The 16,044-nt window shown below is 38.7% G+C and carries 17 protein-coding genes; 12 read left to right on the top strand and 5 right to left on the bottom strand.

What is annotated here, in order from left to right; all coding sequences use genetic code 11:
- Nucleotides 1-2 precede the first annotated feature (2 nt).
- Together A2J09_RS04725 and A2J09_RS04730 are read left to right on the top strand one after the other, a co-directional pair.
- Nucleotides 3-788 carry a serine hydrolase gene (locus A2J09_RS04725; protein WP_031419620.1) on the top strand — a complete coding sequence of 262 codons (786 nt, stop codon included), beginning with the start codon at nt 3-5 and terminating at the stop codon, nt 786-788.
- Nucleotides 785-1,615: a C40 family peptidase gene (locus A2J09_RS04730; protein ID WP_012293940.1), complete on the top strand. Its 831-nt coding sequence runs from the start codon at nt 785-787 to the stop codon at nt 1,613-1,615. Before A2J09_RS04725 ends, A2J09_RS04730 begins: the two co-directional genes overlap by 4 nt.
- Before the next feature lie 393 nt (nt 1,616-2,008).
- Here A2J09_RS04730 and A2J09_RS04735 read toward each other — a convergent pair whose 3' ends face one another.
- From A2J09_RS04735 to A2J09_RS24055, 4 genes are all read right to left on the bottom strand, one after another.
- Complete coding sequence (locus A2J09_RS04735) at nt 2,009-2,452, bottom strand: hypothetical protein (RefSeq protein WP_230591380.1); 444 nt, start codon at nt 2,450-2,452, stop codon at nt 2,009-2,011.
- A 107-nt stretch (nt 2,453-2,559) separates the two neighbouring features.
- A complete protein-coding gene (locus A2J09_RS04740) occupies nt 2,560-3,345 on the bottom strand; it encodes a glucosaminidase domain-containing protein (protein WP_230584372.1) in 786 nt (261 codons plus the stop codon).
- A gap of 129 nt (nt 3,346-3,474) precedes the next feature.
- A complete protein-coding gene (locus A2J09_RS24050) occupies nt 3,475-4,134 on the bottom strand; it encodes a hypothetical protein (protein ID WP_012293943.1) in 660 nt (219 codons plus the stop codon).
- Nucleotides 4,135-4,154: 20 nt separating this feature from the next.
- Nucleotides 4,155-4,859 (bottom strand): hypothetical protein, encoded by a 705-nt coding sequence (locus tag A2J09_RS24055; RefSeq protein ID WP_012293944.1) that lies wholly within the window; start codon nt 4,857-4,859, stop codon nt 4,155-4,157.
- A gap of 254 nt (nt 4,860-5,113) precedes the next feature.
- Here A2J09_RS24055 and A2J09_RS04750 point away from each other — a divergent pair, with 254 nt between their 5' ends.
- The 9 genes from A2J09_RS04750 to A2J09_RS04790 all read left to right on the top strand — a co-directional run bounded on the left by A2J09_RS04750 (nt 5,114) and on the right by A2J09_RS04790 (nt 13,070).
- Nucleotides 5,114-6,067, top strand: a complete 954-nt coding sequence (locus A2J09_RS04750) for an ABC transporter ATP-binding protein (RefSeq protein ID WP_012293945.1) — start codon at nt 5,114-5,116, stop codon at nt 6,065-6,067.
- Entirely contained in the window at nt 6,060-7,577 is a 1,518-nt protein-coding gene (locus A2J09_RS04755; protein WP_036161309.1) for an ABC transporter permease/substrate-binding protein, read from the top strand. The genes A2J09_RS04750 and A2J09_RS04755 overlap by 8 nt, the downstream gene beginning before the upstream one ends.
- Before the next feature lie 136 nt (nt 7,578-7,713).
- Entirely contained in the window at nt 7,714-8,352 is a 639-nt protein-coding gene (locus A2J09_RS04760; protein ID WP_036161312.1) for a DUF2975 domain-containing protein, read from the top strand.
- Nucleotides 8,353-8,363: 11 nt separating this feature from the next.
- Nucleotides 8,364-8,576: a helix-turn-helix domain-containing protein gene (locus tag A2J09_RS04765; RefSeq protein WP_031419630.1), complete on the top strand. Its 213-nt coding sequence runs from the start codon at nt 8,364-8,366 to the stop codon at nt 8,574-8,576.
- A 46-nt stretch (nt 8,577-8,622) separates the two neighbouring features.
- Nucleotides 8,623-8,946, top strand: coding sequence for a DMT family transporter (locus A2J09_RS04770; RefSeq protein ID WP_012293949.1), 324 nt, complete (start codon nt 8,623-8,625; stop codon nt 8,944-8,946).
- Between the two features lie 12 nt (nt 8,947-8,958).
- Nucleotides 8,959-9,330 carry a DMT family transporter gene (locus tag A2J09_RS04775; protein ID WP_012293950.1) on the top strand — a complete coding sequence of 124 codons (372 nt, stop codon included), beginning with the start codon at nt 8,959-8,961 and terminating at the stop codon, nt 9,328-9,330.
- 122 nt (nt 9,331-9,452) lie between these two features.
- Complete coding sequence (locus tag A2J09_RS04780; protein WP_012293951.1) at nt 9,453-10,166, top strand: HAD family hydrolase; 714 nt, start codon at nt 9,453-9,455, stop codon at nt 10,164-10,166.
- Between the two features lie 158 nt (nt 10,167-10,324).
- Complete coding sequence (locus A2J09_RS04785) at nt 10,325-10,756, top strand: hypothetical protein (protein ID WP_031419634.1); 432 nt, start codon at nt 10,325-10,327, stop codon at nt 10,754-10,756.
- A gap of 97 nt (nt 10,757-10,853) precedes the next feature.
- A complete protein-coding gene (locus A2J09_RS04790) occupies nt 10,854-13,070 on the top strand; it encodes a YheC/YheD family protein (protein ID WP_063389783.1) in 2,217 nt (738 codons plus the stop codon).
- A gap of 81 nt (nt 13,071-13,151) precedes the next feature.
- Here A2J09_RS04790 and A2J09_RS04795 read toward each other — a convergent pair whose 3' ends face one another.
- Nucleotides 13,152-14,363 (bottom strand): ATP-grasp domain-containing protein, encoded by a 1,212-nt coding sequence (locus tag A2J09_RS04795; protein WP_031419637.1) that lies wholly within the window; start codon nt 14,361-14,363, stop codon nt 13,152-13,154.
- 140 nt (nt 14,364-14,503) lie between these two features.
- On the opposite strand from A2J09_RS04795, the gene A2J09_RS04800 reads away from it, so the two are divergent.
- Complete coding sequence (locus tag A2J09_RS04800) at nt 14,504-15,898, top strand: Mur ligase family protein (RefSeq protein ID WP_012293956.1); 1,395 nt, start codon at nt 14,504-14,506, stop codon at nt 15,896-15,898.
- Nucleotides 15,899-16,044 lie beyond the last annotated feature (146 nt).

A 16,044-nucleotide genomic window follows, 5' to 3' on the forward strand; every position in this document is an offset into this window, starting at 1 on the left:
ATATGGAGAAAATAATCCAAGACCTCCTCCATGAAACTCCCTACAAAGTGCACCTCTTTGTAAAAAATCCAAAGAATGAGCAATTCCTATTTAGCCATCAAATAGGGGAGGCATTTTCGAGTGCTAGTATTATTAAAGTGCCGATTCTTCTAGCTGCTTTAGCGTATTTTGAGAAATACAGCATATCCCTTCATTCGTCCTTACCCATATCTCCTGCTGATTGGGTAGATTTTAGTGTAATAAGCGAGCAACGTCTGACGCAAAGCACCGTTTATGAGCTACTAGTATGGATGATTATAACAAGTGACAATACAGCAACAAACGTCCTAATTGATGTAGTAGGAATGGAATTTTTAAATGATTATTTCCGTCAAATAGGCTTACAGGAAACGTTGCTACAGCGAAAAATGATGGATGTCGAGCGCCTTGCAATGGGTTTAGACAACTTTACGTCTGCATGGGACATGGCTCACCTTTTTACACGTATTTATCAACAGGATTTACTAGCACCACCTTACAATAGGCTTGTCATCGATATTTTAAATAGACAACGCGCACATGAAGGCTTAAAGCGCTACCTCGTAGATGATGTAAAGCTAGCCCATAAAACAGGAGGGCTTGACACAGTCGATCATGATGTAGGTATTGTCTACAGTAACTCAATTGATTATCTGATTGGTGTTTTCATAACAAACGTAACGGAAAATGAGTTGGCTCGCCAACTTATTGGTCGTTTTTCAAAAGTGGTTTATGACCATATGATGGAGCAGAGGGAGGAACAGCAATGAAGTCTATCATTAAAGCTATGATTGCCAATTTGCATGTCAAGCCTGATGAAACTTCTGAATTAATAGATGAAGTTTTTTATGGCATGACAGTAGATATTCTGACAGACTGTCATGAGGATTGGGTATATGTCCAAACTGCCTATCGTTATAAAGGATATTGTCAGAAGGCTGATTTGCTGCTGGATGAAGATAAGGTATCGTTATGGCATAGAGAAGCACAGCATATCATTATTCAAAGTTTTGCAGATGTTTTACAGCAGCCTCGTATCCAAAGCACAAAGCTGATGACTCTTGTGAAAGGTTCTAGTATAGGCGTTGTTACGCAAGAGGACGTACCAGAAGAATGGTCTGCTGTACAATTAGTGTCGGGAAAAATAGGCTATGTTCGCACTAAGTGGCTACAGGCAAAGCGATCTCAAACGCAAATAACCGAGCATTCTTTTCGAGAAAACGTGATCGAAACAGCGTTAGGCTATCTAGCTACACCTTATCGCTGGGGTGGCAAATCACCATTAGGAATCGATTGCTCCGGCTTATGTTCAATGGCTTATATGTTAAATGGGGTTACTATTTTTAGGGATGCTAAAATGGTGGAGGGCTTTCCTATTGTGAAAATAGAGAAAGAAAGTAGACAAAAAGGTGATTTGCTCTATTTTCCAGGTCATATAGCTTTATACATGGGCGATAATTTGTATGTTCATTCTTCCCTTGGTGGGAACGAAGTGACCATCAATAGCCTAGATAAACAGCATGCACTCTATCGTCACGATTTAGCGACAACCCTAACAGAAGTAGGTACTTTATTTCCGGAGAAGCCCAAGCTATAGGCTTCTCTTTTTAACTGCCATTAAGCAGCTAGCCAATGGCCAGTATGCTATATTAGAAAAAAATTGAAGGGTAGAAGGGGAGTAGTTGGATTAAGGTTTACACGTCGTCAATCATCGCTAGATATAATTGGACAGATATGAGTTTAAAAGGAAGATGGATGTCCATGTAGAAGGACGGGTTCCAAGAGCGAAAGTAAGAAATCTGTATGTTAAGGAGGAGGGTTCAAGAAATAAAGACAGATGTCCATGGGTTAACGAATGAAGTCCATAACTTAAAGAGAGGGGTTTATACACTTCAGAAGGATACTCAATAGCTAAAGCATCATAGGGGCGTTACATAATAGAATCCGTTATTCACCGACAAATCAATATAGAATGTCTTGCTTTATTAGGTCAAAGCCTATAAAGCTTTTTTTGATGGTCATTATTTCGGAGGGTTTGCCAAAATAAATAAAGGACAAACGCCAAAATATTGATGACAAATAATGCGACTAGCTGCCATAAACCAATTAAAAAAGTGACCATGTATAGATCAAAGGCCGCTTCACCGACAGGCATATGTGGGAAGGGTGTTAATTGACTATAATGCCACACGAAATAACAGGCTAGTGCAGTACCTTGTCCCACATAAATAAAGATCCAATGGATATAAAATGATATTTTTAGTCGCCAGCAACAAAGGAACAGATTCAATACAATTATCAACATTGGGAACAGGACTATTTGAAAAAAGCTTTCAGCTATTTGAGTCATAAATAATAAGTTGTAGCTAAGTTGAATGATTGGCAAAAGTACTAGGTTGATGATGATGAGGCTGAGTAGTTGTGTACGAGTCACTATAGTCCTATCCTTTCCTTGCCGCATTTTTACATAAGGACGTTTGAGAAAAAGATTGGTTTCGCAAAAAAACTCCATGCCCATTTTCTGAGCATGGAGATTATCGTCTAATAGTGATAAATATTTAATTGCATACCAGCTTCGAGTCGATCTGACCTTAGCTGATTCCATTGCTTAATAGAGGTCACGTTGACATTATAGACCTCTGCGATATCTACTATAGAGTCACCATCCGTGACTGTGATCGTTTTTTTATCCTTTACCGGGCTGTCATATTGCTGTAGGTCATATTGAGCGATAAGTGAATTCAATTTTTCATTATATTTTGAATCAGTGGCATAGGAGCCTGTTAAAAACTTCGTCGCATCAGTATAGGATTTGGTGTTACTTTTGAAAACACCTGCATAATATTCCTTGTTCCACGAAACTCCATTTCGCATTAGCTTTACATAGTCCTGCATAGAAGCCTCATAGGAAGGGTATTTACGGAAATCAGCCATAATGGTAGACAGATTACCTGATCCATCATCCTCAGACGTTTCGAGTTTCACGGAATTATTTTGATAGCTGCCTTTCATGCCAAACAGATTATAATTGGGGGCAGAGCCAAGACCACTTTGTCCGCTCTCGCTTTCGAGAATGGCTTGTGCAATCATCACAGAGGCATATAAGTCATTATTGGCACCGAGATTTCGTGCAGTTTCAGCGATTTTGCCGATAAATTCTTCTGCACTTGGGCGATCATCAATGACGACAGGCTCTTCTCTTTCTGTCGTATGAAACAATTGGGTCACCATAAAAAATGAAATACAAATAACCACGACAGCAATCAGAAGTCCTTTAAAAAAATTAACTACGTATTTCATGATAGGCTTGATGTTGGTAGTGACCACATCTCCCTCCCTTCTATTAAAAGTTTAGCTATCTCTTATTATGACAAAGAGTGAAAGAGAAATAAAGAAGTGTGTAAATAAATAGCTTATATCATTAATAGAACGTTGCGAACGTTAAATAGTTCCATGTCATTCCGCTGAATTGTCTATCTTAAAAGTTTGAGACATATATTGTTTAAATCTCTCAAAATATTGTTCGGAAGCCTCCCAGCGTCTAGTATTTAAAAAAGCTATCTCGTGGCGACCAAAATGGTTAGGTGGTTGGTAGTGTCGAGAAACATAGGATGGATTTTCTAATGAATAAAAATAATACGCTTCATCAGGCGTCTTAATTTCAATACGAGCATGAATAAAATCACCATCTTCATCCGTATAGGCCTGACGAAAACTATAATATTTAGAACCGTCCCAGAAACCATCGTCATCCTCGTCAAGCCCTTGAATTTCTGGATGTTGTAAAATTCGTTCTACATATTGTACCTCGATTTTAGGCACATAAAGGGTAGCGACATTTACACAAGTTAATAACATAATCCAGTGATCCTGAATATCCACTAAATTGTCCTGAGGTAAATCCGTAATGTCCCACCATTCATCTCCTTCATCGAATGATTTTCTCAATAGGGAGACGGTTTGATCTTCATTGAGCCAAATAAAATAATGATACTGGGAGGTTTTCATATAAATGCTATCATTCGTCTTGTCTCCGTCATCATCGATATGCGCTCGCTGAACAGTGAAATGCACACCATGTTCCTCAAGGTCAAAATAAGGCTTGTCTCCAGTCATCAAAATACACTTTGTTAGCTTTAGTATATTTTCCACATCGATGTGATGGTCCGTAAAATATACATGAGTTGCCTTCTTGATGTGGGGGATTTCGTCAGTGCGGAGCGTCCTTCTTTAAGGATACTCACCAATGTGACGAATGAAAATTCAATCTCTTCTTCATCGTCATCCATATCATAAAAAACCTCGTCAATTAACACATCTTGTATACGGATAGGGAGTTCCTGAAAAACGCCATCTCCGTGCCAAATGTTGACGATACATTGCAGTGACTTCTGTCCATGAACGTTAAAGCGATACTCATCGTCTTGAACTAATACGTTTGCCTGAAGATGACCATTGACAATCGTTTCCCCATGATTATAGGAGCCACACAAAATATCCTCTACTGTCAGATGTCCGTGAACATAGATTTCCTGACCACCTACAGCTATATTTTTAGCTGTCAAATTGCCCATTACCATCAGTCCTATTGCACCATCCGTTTCTGCATTGTATAAATGATCTACCGTCAAATGACCATCAATAACAATAATGATCACATTGTCTTGCTGTGGGAAAGGAATGTCCCAATCCAAATCAAGAAAAGGAAGCTTCAAATCTCCCTCATAGTACGCAACAAGGTCGTTCTCACTAAAATCCGTGTAATGGCTTGCCCACCAAGAGTTTTCGGGAAACTTATCAGCCAGTTTGTTAATAGGTATAAATTGAAAGACATTCTTCATAGTTCACTACCTCCCAATTGCCGTTTTTTTTATCTTCTCATAAGACGGAATTAACAGTCAATTTAGTAGATTTATGTGTAATTAGGGATAAAATGCTATGATAAATAGTAAAGAGGTTTTACTACCATTGAGGAGTTGGGAGTGTAGTAAATCAACTAGCCTTCGTACAAATGTTTGGAAGGGCTATTATTTGTGAAATATATAGACGAAATACAAATTTACTATTTTATTCGCGAAATATAAGGAGCTGGCAAATGATAATATTTGATAATGTTTCAAAAATGTATAGTAACGACCATGTGGCTGTCAAAGCCCTCAACGTGGAGATTAAAAAAGGTGAATTCTTCGTTATTATCGGTCCAAGTGGATGTGGTAAAACTACTTTATTGAAGATGATCAACCGATTAATTCCATTGACTGAAGGAACTATTTGGATCAATGGAAAAAGAGTAAGTGATTATAATATTCACGAGTTACGCTGGAGTATCGGCTATGTGTTACAACAAATTGCTCTTTTTCCGCATATGACCATTGAAGAAAATATTGCGATTGTCCCAGAATTAAAAAAATGGAGTAAAACTAAAATTCAAAAGCGTGTGGATGAACTATTGGAATTGGTAGGCCTTGAGCCTGAAAAATATCGTCAGCGCAAGCCAAAGGAGTTATCTGGAGGGGAACAGCAAAGAGTGGGCGTAATTCGTGCATTAGCAGCTGATCCAGAAATTATTTTGATGGACGAACCTTTCAGTGCTTTAGATCCCATCAGTCGTACAAAGTTACAGGATGATCTACTGGACATGCAGCGTAAAATTCAAAAAACCATCGTCTTTGTCTCGCATGATATGCAGGAGGCGCTGAAGCTAGGGGATCGACTATGTGTCATGAAAGATGGAGAAATTGTTCAAATTGGATCTCCTCAGGAAATGGTAGAAAATCCAGTGAATGATTTTGTCCAACAATTTATAGGGGTAAATTCAGTTCACAATAGGTTTGATATTCGGACGGTTATGCAACCAATCGTAAGTGTTAGTGAGCTAGGGGATACGATTACTATCAATGAGCCGATCACAACGATTCTTGAAAAACTGACAGAGCATAACGTTCTTGGCGTGGAAGAAAATGGGGAGATGATGGGTATGGTGACTCGAACAGCTATACTGCAATATGTCGCAAATGATTTCAAGGAAAGAGGTCGAGCACATGACTAATTTCGTGGCGATGTTTGAGGAACGAAAGGAACAGCTTCTGGCAGCATTACTCGAGCATATACAAATCTCCTTTATAGCCCTATTTTTTGCCATCATTATTGCCATTCCGCTAGGTATCTATTTAACCAATAAAAAGAAAATAGCAGAAACTATAATTGGTATTAGTGCCGTGCTACAAACGATTCCATCTTTAGCGTTACTTGGGTTATTAATTCCTCTGTTCGGAATTGGCAAAGTTCCAGCCATCATTGCCTTAGTGGTCTATGCACTTTTACCGATTCTACGGAATACTTATACAGGCATCAAGGAAGTGGATCCTTCATTGAAGGAGGCCGCATTGGCAATGGGGATGAACACACCTAAACGTTTATTGAAGGTCGAATTGCCTCTTGCTCTGCCTGTCATCATGGCTGGTATTCGAACCGCTATGGTGTTAATTGTTGGCACAGCCACATTAGCTGCTTTAATTGGAGCCGGTGGTTTAGGGGATATTATTTTACTAGGCATTGATCGTAATAATACCGCACTCATTATTTTAGGGGCTGTGCCTGCAGCAATATTAGCATTAATCTTCGATATTTTACTGAAAAGGCTTGAGTCGCTGTCATTTAGAAAAACAGTAATAGCTGTCAGTCTTGTGAGTATGGTTGCATGGATGATGGTCTTCATGCCGCTTCTAAATGGTAAAGACCAAGATGAAATTGTCATCGCTGGAAAGCTAGGAGCGGAGCCTGAAATTCTCATTAATATGTATAAGTTATTAATAGAGCAGGATACAGACTTAACAGTGCAATTAAAACCAGGACTGGGTAAAACCTCATTTGTATTTAATGCGTTGAAATCTGGCAGCATTGATATATACCCAGAATTTACAGGCACAGCCATCTCAGAATTTTTAAAACAAGAAGCCATCAATAATAATGAGGCAGATGTCTATCGGCAGGCGAAAGATGGAATGCTAAAGCAATTTGATATGGTGATGCTTAGCCCAATGAACTATAACAATACGTATGCGTTAGCAGTATCGGAGGACTTGGCAGAAAGATATCAGCTACAAACTATTTCGGACCTTAAATCGATAGAACAAGCTGTTAAAGCAGGGTTTACATTGGAATTTAATGATCGTGAGGATGGATATGTCGGGATTCAAAAACGCTATGATATTGCGTTTCCCTCCCTTGCAACAATGGAGCCTAAGCTTCGCTACCAAGCGATTGAATCGGGAGATATCAACCTACTCGATGCTTATTCAACGGATAGTGAAATTCGTCAATACAAGCTCCGTGTATTAGAGGATGACCAAGCGCTGTTTCCGCCTTATCAAGGAGCCCCATTATTACGAAAAGAGACGCTGAACCAATATCCAGAGATTGAACAATCCTTAGATAAACTCGCTGATCAAATTACAGACGATGATATGCGGGAAATGAATTATCAAGTGAATGTAGAAGGAAAACTAGCGGCAGAAGTAGCTAATCAGTATCTAGTCAATGCCGGCTTACTGAAATAAACCATCATGACCCTCTAGTAGAAATGTGCTAGAGGGTTTTATTAATATCAATAATAATTTAATGATAAACATTAATTTATTATTGATAGAGATAAAAGGAACAGTATAATAAAATAGAAGAAAGGGGATGCTAAAAATGGAGAAAACAATTCAAAGCAAAGAATTTCAATTGTTGACAAAGGGGCTTCGGATCATCTTTACGGTCATCATGGCTCTCATGATTTTAGGCATGGCGTGCATGGCAGTTATTTTTATAGTAGCAATGATTGTGTCAGAGGATGCTGTGAATCATTGGTTAGTCAAGACAAGTGTGACAGCTTCCATTCATTTTGAGGGATTGGAAATGCTGTTGTCCAAGCAGACAGTTCAAGATATGTACTACAGGAAAATGGATATCGTGAAATTATTAGTAACTGCTACCATATACATAACTATTCTGTTTTTAATCGTTGTTCAAGTAAGAAATATTTTAAGTAATATAGCAAAAGGGATTATATTTTCGCTAGATAATAGTATAAAAATAGAAAGAATTGCGTATTGTGTGATAATCTTGAGCTTGACTGTAAGTGCATTCCGTACATATATCGTCTATCTAATGATGCAACCGTTTAAGCTTGAATCCTTATTGGAAAAGACAGATTTTATTACAGGGATCAGCTATCATTACACAGGCATTAATTGGACATTATTACTATGTGGTTTGGTGATTTGGACCATTGCGCGTATTTTCCGTTATGGTACATTTCTCCAAGATGAATATGATGCAACAGCTTAGGAAGTGAAAATATGACTATAATTATTCGTTTAGATCGGATGCTAGCGGATCGTAAAATGCAACTGAGTGAGCTTGCAGAAAGGGTTGATGTGTCAATTGTCAATCTTTCTAATTTAAAAACAGGTAAGGTAAGAGCTGTTCGTTTCTCTACTTTAAATGCTATCTGTAAGGCTCTGGGCTGTCAGCCGGGAGATATATTAGAATATGTCGAGGATGAAGATTAATCATTGTAGCATTTAAACATAGCAGCAAGAAAGGATTTTCATAAAAATGATGGTTTTCAGTTTTTTATTTATCGCCATTGTAGCAGAAGTTTTTGCAAGCTCTATGCTCAAGCGTACGGAAGGCTTCTCTCGTATTTGGCCATCTCTCGGAGTAGTGGTCGGCTATGGCACGGCCTTTTATTGTTTAGCCTTAACCCTAAAAACAATACCCATTGGCACAGCCTATGCAATATGGGCAGGATTAGGCACAGCACTAACAGCCATCGTGGGTGTTGTACTGTATAAGGAATTATTTAATCGTAAGAAGGTACTAGGGATTCTTTGTATTATTTTAGGTGTCGTGGTACTTAATCTTGCGGGTAGTCATTAGGAGGCTAACGAGATGAAAGGCTATTTATTTTTAACACTCTCGATTATCAGTGAGGTTTTTGCAACAACTATGCTGAAGCTTTCAGATGGATTTACAGTTCTAGGCCCATCTGTGGCGGTGGCACTTGGCTATGGAATATCATTCTACAGCCTATCCCTATGCTTGAAAACTTTGCCACTAAGCCTGGCCTATGCCATTTGGTCAGGTGTCGGCACCGCCTTGACGGTTATTGTAGGTATTGTCATTTGGGACGATATGTTTAACCTCTACTCTGCGCTTGGGATTGCACTCATAATAGGCGGAGTTATTTTGCTAAATGAAGGAAATCGAAATGATAGAGGGGCGGATAGCAAAGTGGAAGTGACGGATAGCATGCCAGAATAGACGGATAGCATGTGGAAGTGACGGATAGCATGCCAGAATAGACGGATAGCAAAGTGGAAGTGACGGATAGCAGTAGGAAAGTGACGGATAGCATGTGGAAATAGACGGATAGAGTCAGAAAAATGGCGGATAGCAATGCAGGAATTGCAAATGACCGTTTAGGGGAGGAGGATGGGCTAGTGAAGGCGATTATTTTTGATTTTGATGGGACGATTATTGATACAGAAACAGCTTGGTATACAGTTTTTAAGGATGCTTATGCATCTTATGGTGTGGCATTATCGTTAGAGACGTATGCAAAATGCCTTGGTACAAATCTTCAGGATTTTAATCCTTATACCTATCTAGTTACACATCATCAAATGGATTTAGATGAGGAGGCATTTCGAACATCCATTCAAGGAAGGCATGCGGAACTGATGGAGTTGGAAGTGATAAGGCCTGGTATTTTAAATCTTTTGCAGCAAGCAAAGGAAGCGGGTTTAAAAATTGGTCTTGCAAGTAGTTCAAGCCGTTCATGGATTGATCGATTTGTAGATGCATTGGGTATACGAGAGTTTTTTGATTGTTATTGTACGGCTGATACGGTGACAAATGTTAAGCCTGATCCTGAGCTGTATGTGCAGGCACTTGAACAATTAGGTGTAAGTGCTAATGAAGCGATAGCTATGGAGGATTCACCGAATGGAGCACGTGCAGCTTTGGCAGCGGGTCTTCACACGGTAGTGGTTCCCAATACCATCACCAAGCAATTACCGTTTTCTACAGGTCATCATACAATAGATGATTTGGAACAATATGATTTAGAACAGCTACTGGCAAGCCTTGTCAAATAATGATTTGCTTCGAACCTCTAACCACTCATTTCGTTTGGTAGAGGTTTTTTTAGTTTCTTTGTGAAAAAGTCGTCATATTATGTATCGCTACATATTATAACGAGAGGGCAACTTACGGAGACTAGGATACTTATTCAGACTAGGGAGGGGGCTACAATTTGAATAGTGAGAAAAGAAGAAATCATTTTTTATGCGAAGCTTTGTGCGATTTGAAGGATCTTCAGGATATTATGATGGATTTTCATTCTAAATATTTCGGTCAGCTGCTTGTAAAAATAGTTGGGAGTGATACGATTCCGTTTTTTTTAATTACCAATAGTGGCGCACATTTAAGACTAATGGATACGGTAAAGGACTTTGAAACGGAGTTTTTCCGAATAGAGGACGTCGATAAAGATCGATATCGTGGCACGGTGTCTTTGCTACGTGCCTTTGATTATGAGGGGAACGATACCAATTCCCTTGCGGATGTAGTGAGGCTAGAAAAGACAAGTACAGAAAAATCCATTGAGCTTAGTAGTATTTCTGCGATTCAGCTATTAAAGCCAGATATGCTAAAAGGGAAATTTATCATTGAACCTAAATGGTAGCATCCTATTAAACGACTAGAGCTAGAGCATCTGTCTATATGAAAAGGATTAAGAGTGAATGTAATAGAGATAGAATCTAATGAAAGGAAGTTTAGCTATGACGATTATTGGTATGCTGCATCATCGACTTGATCCGACGACAGTTCTCAAGTCATATGCATATGCGGCAGTTGCAAAGGCAGAAGGGGCACAGTTTTTTTACTTTACACCTAAAAGTGTTGATTTTGAAAAACGTACCATTCGCGCTAAGGTATATGAGAATGGGCAATGGCAGGAAAAAACAATGCCCTTTCCAGATGTTATTTATAATGCGGGAAGTCCAGAGAAGTTATCTGTGTCTAAAGAGATTATTGAGCGCTTAAAAGAAGAAATTCCCTTTACGACCTATTCGATAGGGAATAAATGGAATGTTATGAAACGATTAAAAGAAGCCAAGGAATTTGAACAGTATTTGATTCCTTCTGAAATTGTCAAGAATGCTGATGTATTTCATAACTTCATCCATTATTATAAAAGAGTTGTGTTTAAGCCAATTGATGGACGTAAAGGAAAGGGTATTTATTTTATTACGAAGGCCGGACCCAAGAATTTTGAGGTGAGAAAAGATAGTACGAATACAATCTATTCGAAGCCACAATTAGATGCCTTATTAAAAGAGCAACTTGCGTCTGGTACTTTTATTATGCAGCCTTATATTCAATCCATTACAAAGGCAGGCCAGGTATATGATTTCCGTCTGCATGTACAAAAAAATGGTGAAGGTAAATGGGTGGTGACGACTGTCTACCCTCGGATTGCTCCAAATGGCTCTATCATCCCAAATATAAATAATGGTGGATTCACCAATTATTTAGACCCATTTTTAGAGCAAGAGTTCAAGGAAGAAGCTTACAATATTCGACGAATGCTTGAGCATTTCTCTTTAGCACTGGCGCATCATCTAGATGACATACAAATGGAAAAGTTCGGGGAAGTCATTGATGAAATAGGCATTGACGTCGGTTTAGATCAACAACAAAAAATTTGGATGTATGAGGTAAATTGGCGCCCAGGCTGTCCTCCTGCTTTTTATTTAGAATTAGACGTCGTCATTAATTCTATCCGCTATGCGATGTATCTCGCAAAAAACCATAAACCTGTAAAAAAGAAAATGGTTCAACAGAAAAACAATCAAATGGACGTCAAAAAAGATATTGTTCAACCAAAAAGCAATCAAGTGGAGGCTAAAAAGGGCTTACCTATTATTGCCATTACAGGAAGCGCAGGAAAAACAACAACCAAGGCATTTGTCGGTTCGATTTTATCAAAAAAATGGAATGTGTTTGAATCGAAGGATTATTGGAATACGACAGAGCATACAAAAAAGCATAAGGAAGAAATCAATGACTCTCATCAGGCTGTCGTATTAGAATACGGCATGGCGTACCCAGGTATTATTACGAATCACTGTAGCATTATACAGCCGAATATTAGTATTGTGACGAATATTGGTTTGGCCCATGTAGGTAACTTTGATGGGGATGTAAGAGGGGTTGCGAAGGCAAAGTCGGAACTGATTCATGGGATGGACCAACAAGGGCTACTTATATTGAATAAGGATGATGATAATTCAAGATATTTAGAGACACAGCAATTTAAAGGGAAAATGTTAACGGTGGGCATAAAAAGTGATGCAGATTACCGAGCATATGACCTTCAGTATAAGGATATCGGCATGTCCTTTAAAATGAAGCTACATGGTCAAGAAATAGAATTGTATATTCCTATTTTAGGGGAGCATCATGTTTATAATGCCCTTAATGCTGTAGCTGTAGCTGATTATTTAGGGTTTAGTCCATTGGATATCCAGGCAGGGCTCAACTTTAAAAAGCCACCAAGACGATTAACGATTTATAACTTGCGTGATGATATAACGGTCATAGATGATACGGTTCACTCCCATCCACAAGGAGTCCGAGCTGCCATTGATGTATTGACCAATATTGCCAAAAAAAGAAAAGTAGCGATTATTGGACAAATGCGGGAGCTTGGGGTGTTGAGGGAAGAAGAATATCGGAAGGTTGGCGAGTATATTTATAAGGTAGGTATTGATGAATTCATCACTTATGGATTTAGGACTGATGAAATGAGTAATGCCGCAATTGAGATGGGGATGGACCCATCCAAGGTCCACCACTTTATTAATAAAGATGCCTTGCATGCACTGCTAGATAAACTCATACAACCTCATGATACGATTCTCGTAAAGGGAGCTAGTAAAACGAATATGTTTGAGACGGTGAAATATTTGGACCAAACATTGAAAGAAGAATAATCATTACGTCACGATAACGGAATGCATATAAAAACCCGAGTAACTGTCCACTGGCAAGCGGCAATTATTCGGGGTTTTTTTTCATACTCTTAAAATAAATTTGATTTCTTTGGCGGCATTTGTTGCATGATTCCGAGCTTCCGATAAGGTTGACCCTTGTGCTATGACATAGGCATAGCGGTGACCCATTGATAAAGGAGGGGTTAAGAATGTACCTTTCCTTGGTTTAACATAAACCTCGACCACTCCCGTTGAATTTGTCGCTCTTGTTCTACCAATTACTTTTTCTAAAATTCCTTTGCTTTCTACAATGACATATTTTGTGTAAACAAATTTTTTATGTCTAGGCTGAAAGTTAGGCTCTTCGCCAAGCAGAAGCTTCAATGTTTCTTCTACTAAACTAAATCCGAGTGCCGCTTGAAGCATGTTGTTCATGGCACCTCCAGAAATCCTTGGGTTAATCTCAATGAGTTTCCAGCCGTTTTTTGTCAATCGGAGTTCCAAATGGAGAGCGCCATTTTCTATATCAAATGCTTTGACAATGGACTGAAGAACTTCCTCAATGCCTGCCTGAATATCTAAAGGGGCTTTCACTAATACGCCATAGCCTGTTATGATAAACCGTTTCCCTTGGGTAATTTCCTGTTCAATAATGCCAATTATATGTGATTGCCGTTGATATACGACCGCCTCTACTAAATATTGAGGGCCTTCCAAATATTCTTCAATCATAATCGTTTCATAGGGATTTTTACTACGCAATGCTTTGAGGTGGTTTTGAAGCTGGTCGACATCCGTTGCTAATAGTACATCTTTGGAACCTGTTGACTTTGGTGATTTCACGATTAATGGAAATGTTAAATTTTTTGCAATAGGCTCATTAGGTTTCATGAGCGAAAATTTTGGTGAGTATGGTTGGTCTTTCAAATGATTTCTAGTCTTTTCTTTATCCTCCATGATTTCAATTGCGGAAGAGGATGTGTAGTTATGACAAAATTCATCACATAACATGGAAGCAATATGAACAAATGGATCAACAAAACTAACGATACTTTTTATCTCTAATCCGGTTTTCCCTAGTTTATCAATTTCCTCTTTCATTCTTTCGATATTCAAAGTATCAATGAGAATCATTCTATGAATATCGGGGTAAGATCGGCGCTGCTGAAGTTGTTTTTCATTATTGGTGAAAAGTATTGTGAAATAGCCTAATCTTTCTGCTGCTCTTGTTGCTTCACGACTAGACCCGGATTTGTTTGTACCGATAAATACAATCGCTTTCAGGTATATCACTCCTTCTATTGGTACTTAGATACTTAATCACCTTTATATATATGCAAAGAAATAGTTTTCTTCTAGTTGTGTATCTTGTCTACATCCAAGCAACTTTTAAGAGGTTACATATACTAGAAAAGAAAGGAGGGAGAAAAAATATGAAGCCTCTTTCGGTGAAAAATTTAGCAGTGATTACGGCGGGCTATATAGTGCAAGGGTCTGAGGACATACTGATACAGCATGGTGCTTATCGATTAAAACAAGTGAAAAAGCCCAATACGGCCCTTTTTACAAGTAAACGTATTGTTAATTGGAAAAGTCTTGAGCCACTTTCTCCTCTTGTAATAGTGACCGACAGAGCATATCGGCCCACAGAGATTCCAACCAAGATTATTATCATACAGGTTGCGAATGTAGATGAGGCCTATTGGAAGTTTGTTCACTTTTATCGCAATCAATTTCATATCCCCATTGTTGCTATTACTGGTACTTCAGGCAAAACAACGACGAAAGAGATGATTAAACATATTCTTTCTGCTGATCGACAAGTGACAGCAACGACATTAAGTAGTAATTCAAGAACGGCATCATTGCAATATTTACTGAATATTGAAGATGACACAGAGGCGGCTGTATTTGAAACAGCTGTTGGCTCACCTGGAGATGTCACGAATGCAGGGAAGTATTTCAAGCCGACCATTGGGATTATTACGAATATCGGTGCCCATCATTTGAATTATTGTAAGACGCTTGAAGGCTATATTCAGGCAAAGGGAGAAATGCTAGATATCATTCAACCTAAAGGAACCCTCATCATAAACGCCGAAGATATGAATACTAAAAAACTAGATATATCTAAGTTTAATGGGCGCTTAGTGAAGGTGGGTATCCATGATTCTTGTCATTTTCGTGCAAGTCATATCCAATATTATCAAAAGGGTATGAACTTTAAGCTGCACCATAATAGAAAAACTTATGATATTTTTGTACCGGGATTTGGTCAACATCAAGTGTACAACGCCCTTGCTGCCATTGCAGCGGCCTATGAAATAGGGGTACCTATTCCAGTTGCAGCCAATCAACTCCAATCTTTCCGTCAATTGAAAAAACAACTACAGCTCTTTGAAGGCATTAATCATTCTATGCTTTTAGATGATACCTGGAGTATTACGACAACTTCCTTAGAGGCGGCTTTAAAAGTGTTGAATGAGCTAGGAGATGGAAAGAAAAAAATTGCTGTTATTGGCACGATTACCGATTTGGGCTCATGGGGCTATATTATACATGAGCAAGCGGGTGAATTAATCCAACGTATTGGTGTGGATGTGCTAATTACTATTGGCGAGCATGCACGGATTATGGCTGATCATGCGGTGAAATTAGGCTTTAACGCTCCAGTTTATACCTATAAAAATAGCACGCTTGTTTATCCATTGTTGCAGAAGATTATAGATGAAAATACGATTGTCCTCATAAAGGGTGATATGTATAGTGAACAGGTTTCGAAATTAGCAACTGAGCTTAAATATAAACCTCCGCCTCCCACAGTTTAGCTCACTTCTTCATGGTTAGGATATTAACTGTGTCACATAGAATACCACTCTAATAAGGTATAGTAATTGATCAGAAAAGTAGCACTCGTGATCAAGAGAATGAATAGGTATGTACAAGATTGATAAAGAAAGGAGGCGTAGTACAC

Origin of the sequence: Lysinibacillus sphaericus (assembly GCF_001629735.1) — a bacterium.
GTDB classification, from domain to species: Bacteria; Bacillota; Bacilli; order Bacillales_A; family Planococcaceae; genus Lysinibacillus; species Lysinibacillus pinottii.

Excerpts from the sequence above, each read along its gene's own strand:
- A2J09_RS04725 (WP_031419620.1), top strand. The coding sequence starts at position 3 with ATGGAGAAAATAATCCAAGACCTCCTCCATGAAACTCCCTACAAAGTG.
- A2J09_RS04730 (WP_012293940.1), top strand. The coding sequence starts at position 785 with ATGAAGTCTATCATTAAAGCTATGATTGCCAATTTGCATGTCAAGCCT.
- A2J09_RS24050 (WP_012293943.1), bottom strand. The coding sequence starts at position 4,134 with ATGACTGGAGACAAGCCTTATTTTGACCTTGAGGAACATGGTGTGCAT.
- A2J09_RS24055 (WP_012293944.1), bottom strand. The coding sequence starts at position 4,859 with ATGAAGAATGTCTTTCAATTTATACCTATTAACAAACTGGCTGATAAG.
- A2J09_RS04750 (WP_012293945.1), top strand. The coding sequence starts at position 5,114 with ATGATAATATTTGATAATGTTTCAAAAATGTATAGTAACGACCATGTG.
- A2J09_RS04755 (WP_036161309.1), top strand. The coding sequence starts at position 6,060 with ATGACTAATTTCGTGGCGATGTTTGAGGAACGAAAGGAACAGCTTCTG.
- A2J09_RS04760 (WP_036161312.1), top strand. The coding sequence starts at position 7,714 with ATGGAGAAAACAATTCAAAGCAAAGAATTTCAATTGTTGACAAAGGGG.
- A2J09_RS04765 (WP_031419630.1), top strand. The coding sequence starts at position 8,364 with ATGACTATAATTATTCGTTTAGATCGGATGCTAGCGGATCGTAAAATG.
- A2J09_RS04770 (WP_012293949.1), top strand. The coding sequence starts at position 8,623 with ATGATGGTTTTCAGTTTTTTATTTATCGCCATTGTAGCAGAAGTTTTT.
- A2J09_RS04775 (WP_012293950.1), top strand. The coding sequence starts at position 8,959 with ATGAAAGGCTATTTATTTTTAACACTCTCGATTATCAGTGAGGTTTTT.
- A2J09_RS04780 (WP_012293951.1), top strand. The coding sequence starts at position 9,453 with ATGGCGGATAGCAATGCAGGAATTGCAAATGACCGTTTAGGGGAGGAG.
- A2J09_RS04790 (WP_063389783.1), top strand. The coding sequence starts at position 10,854 with ATGACGATTATTGGTATGCTGCATCATCGACTTGATCCGACGACAGTT.
- A2J09_RS04800 (WP_012293956.1), top strand. The coding sequence starts at position 14,504 with ATGAAGCCTCTTTCGGTGAAAAATTTAGCAGTGATTACGGCGGGCTAT.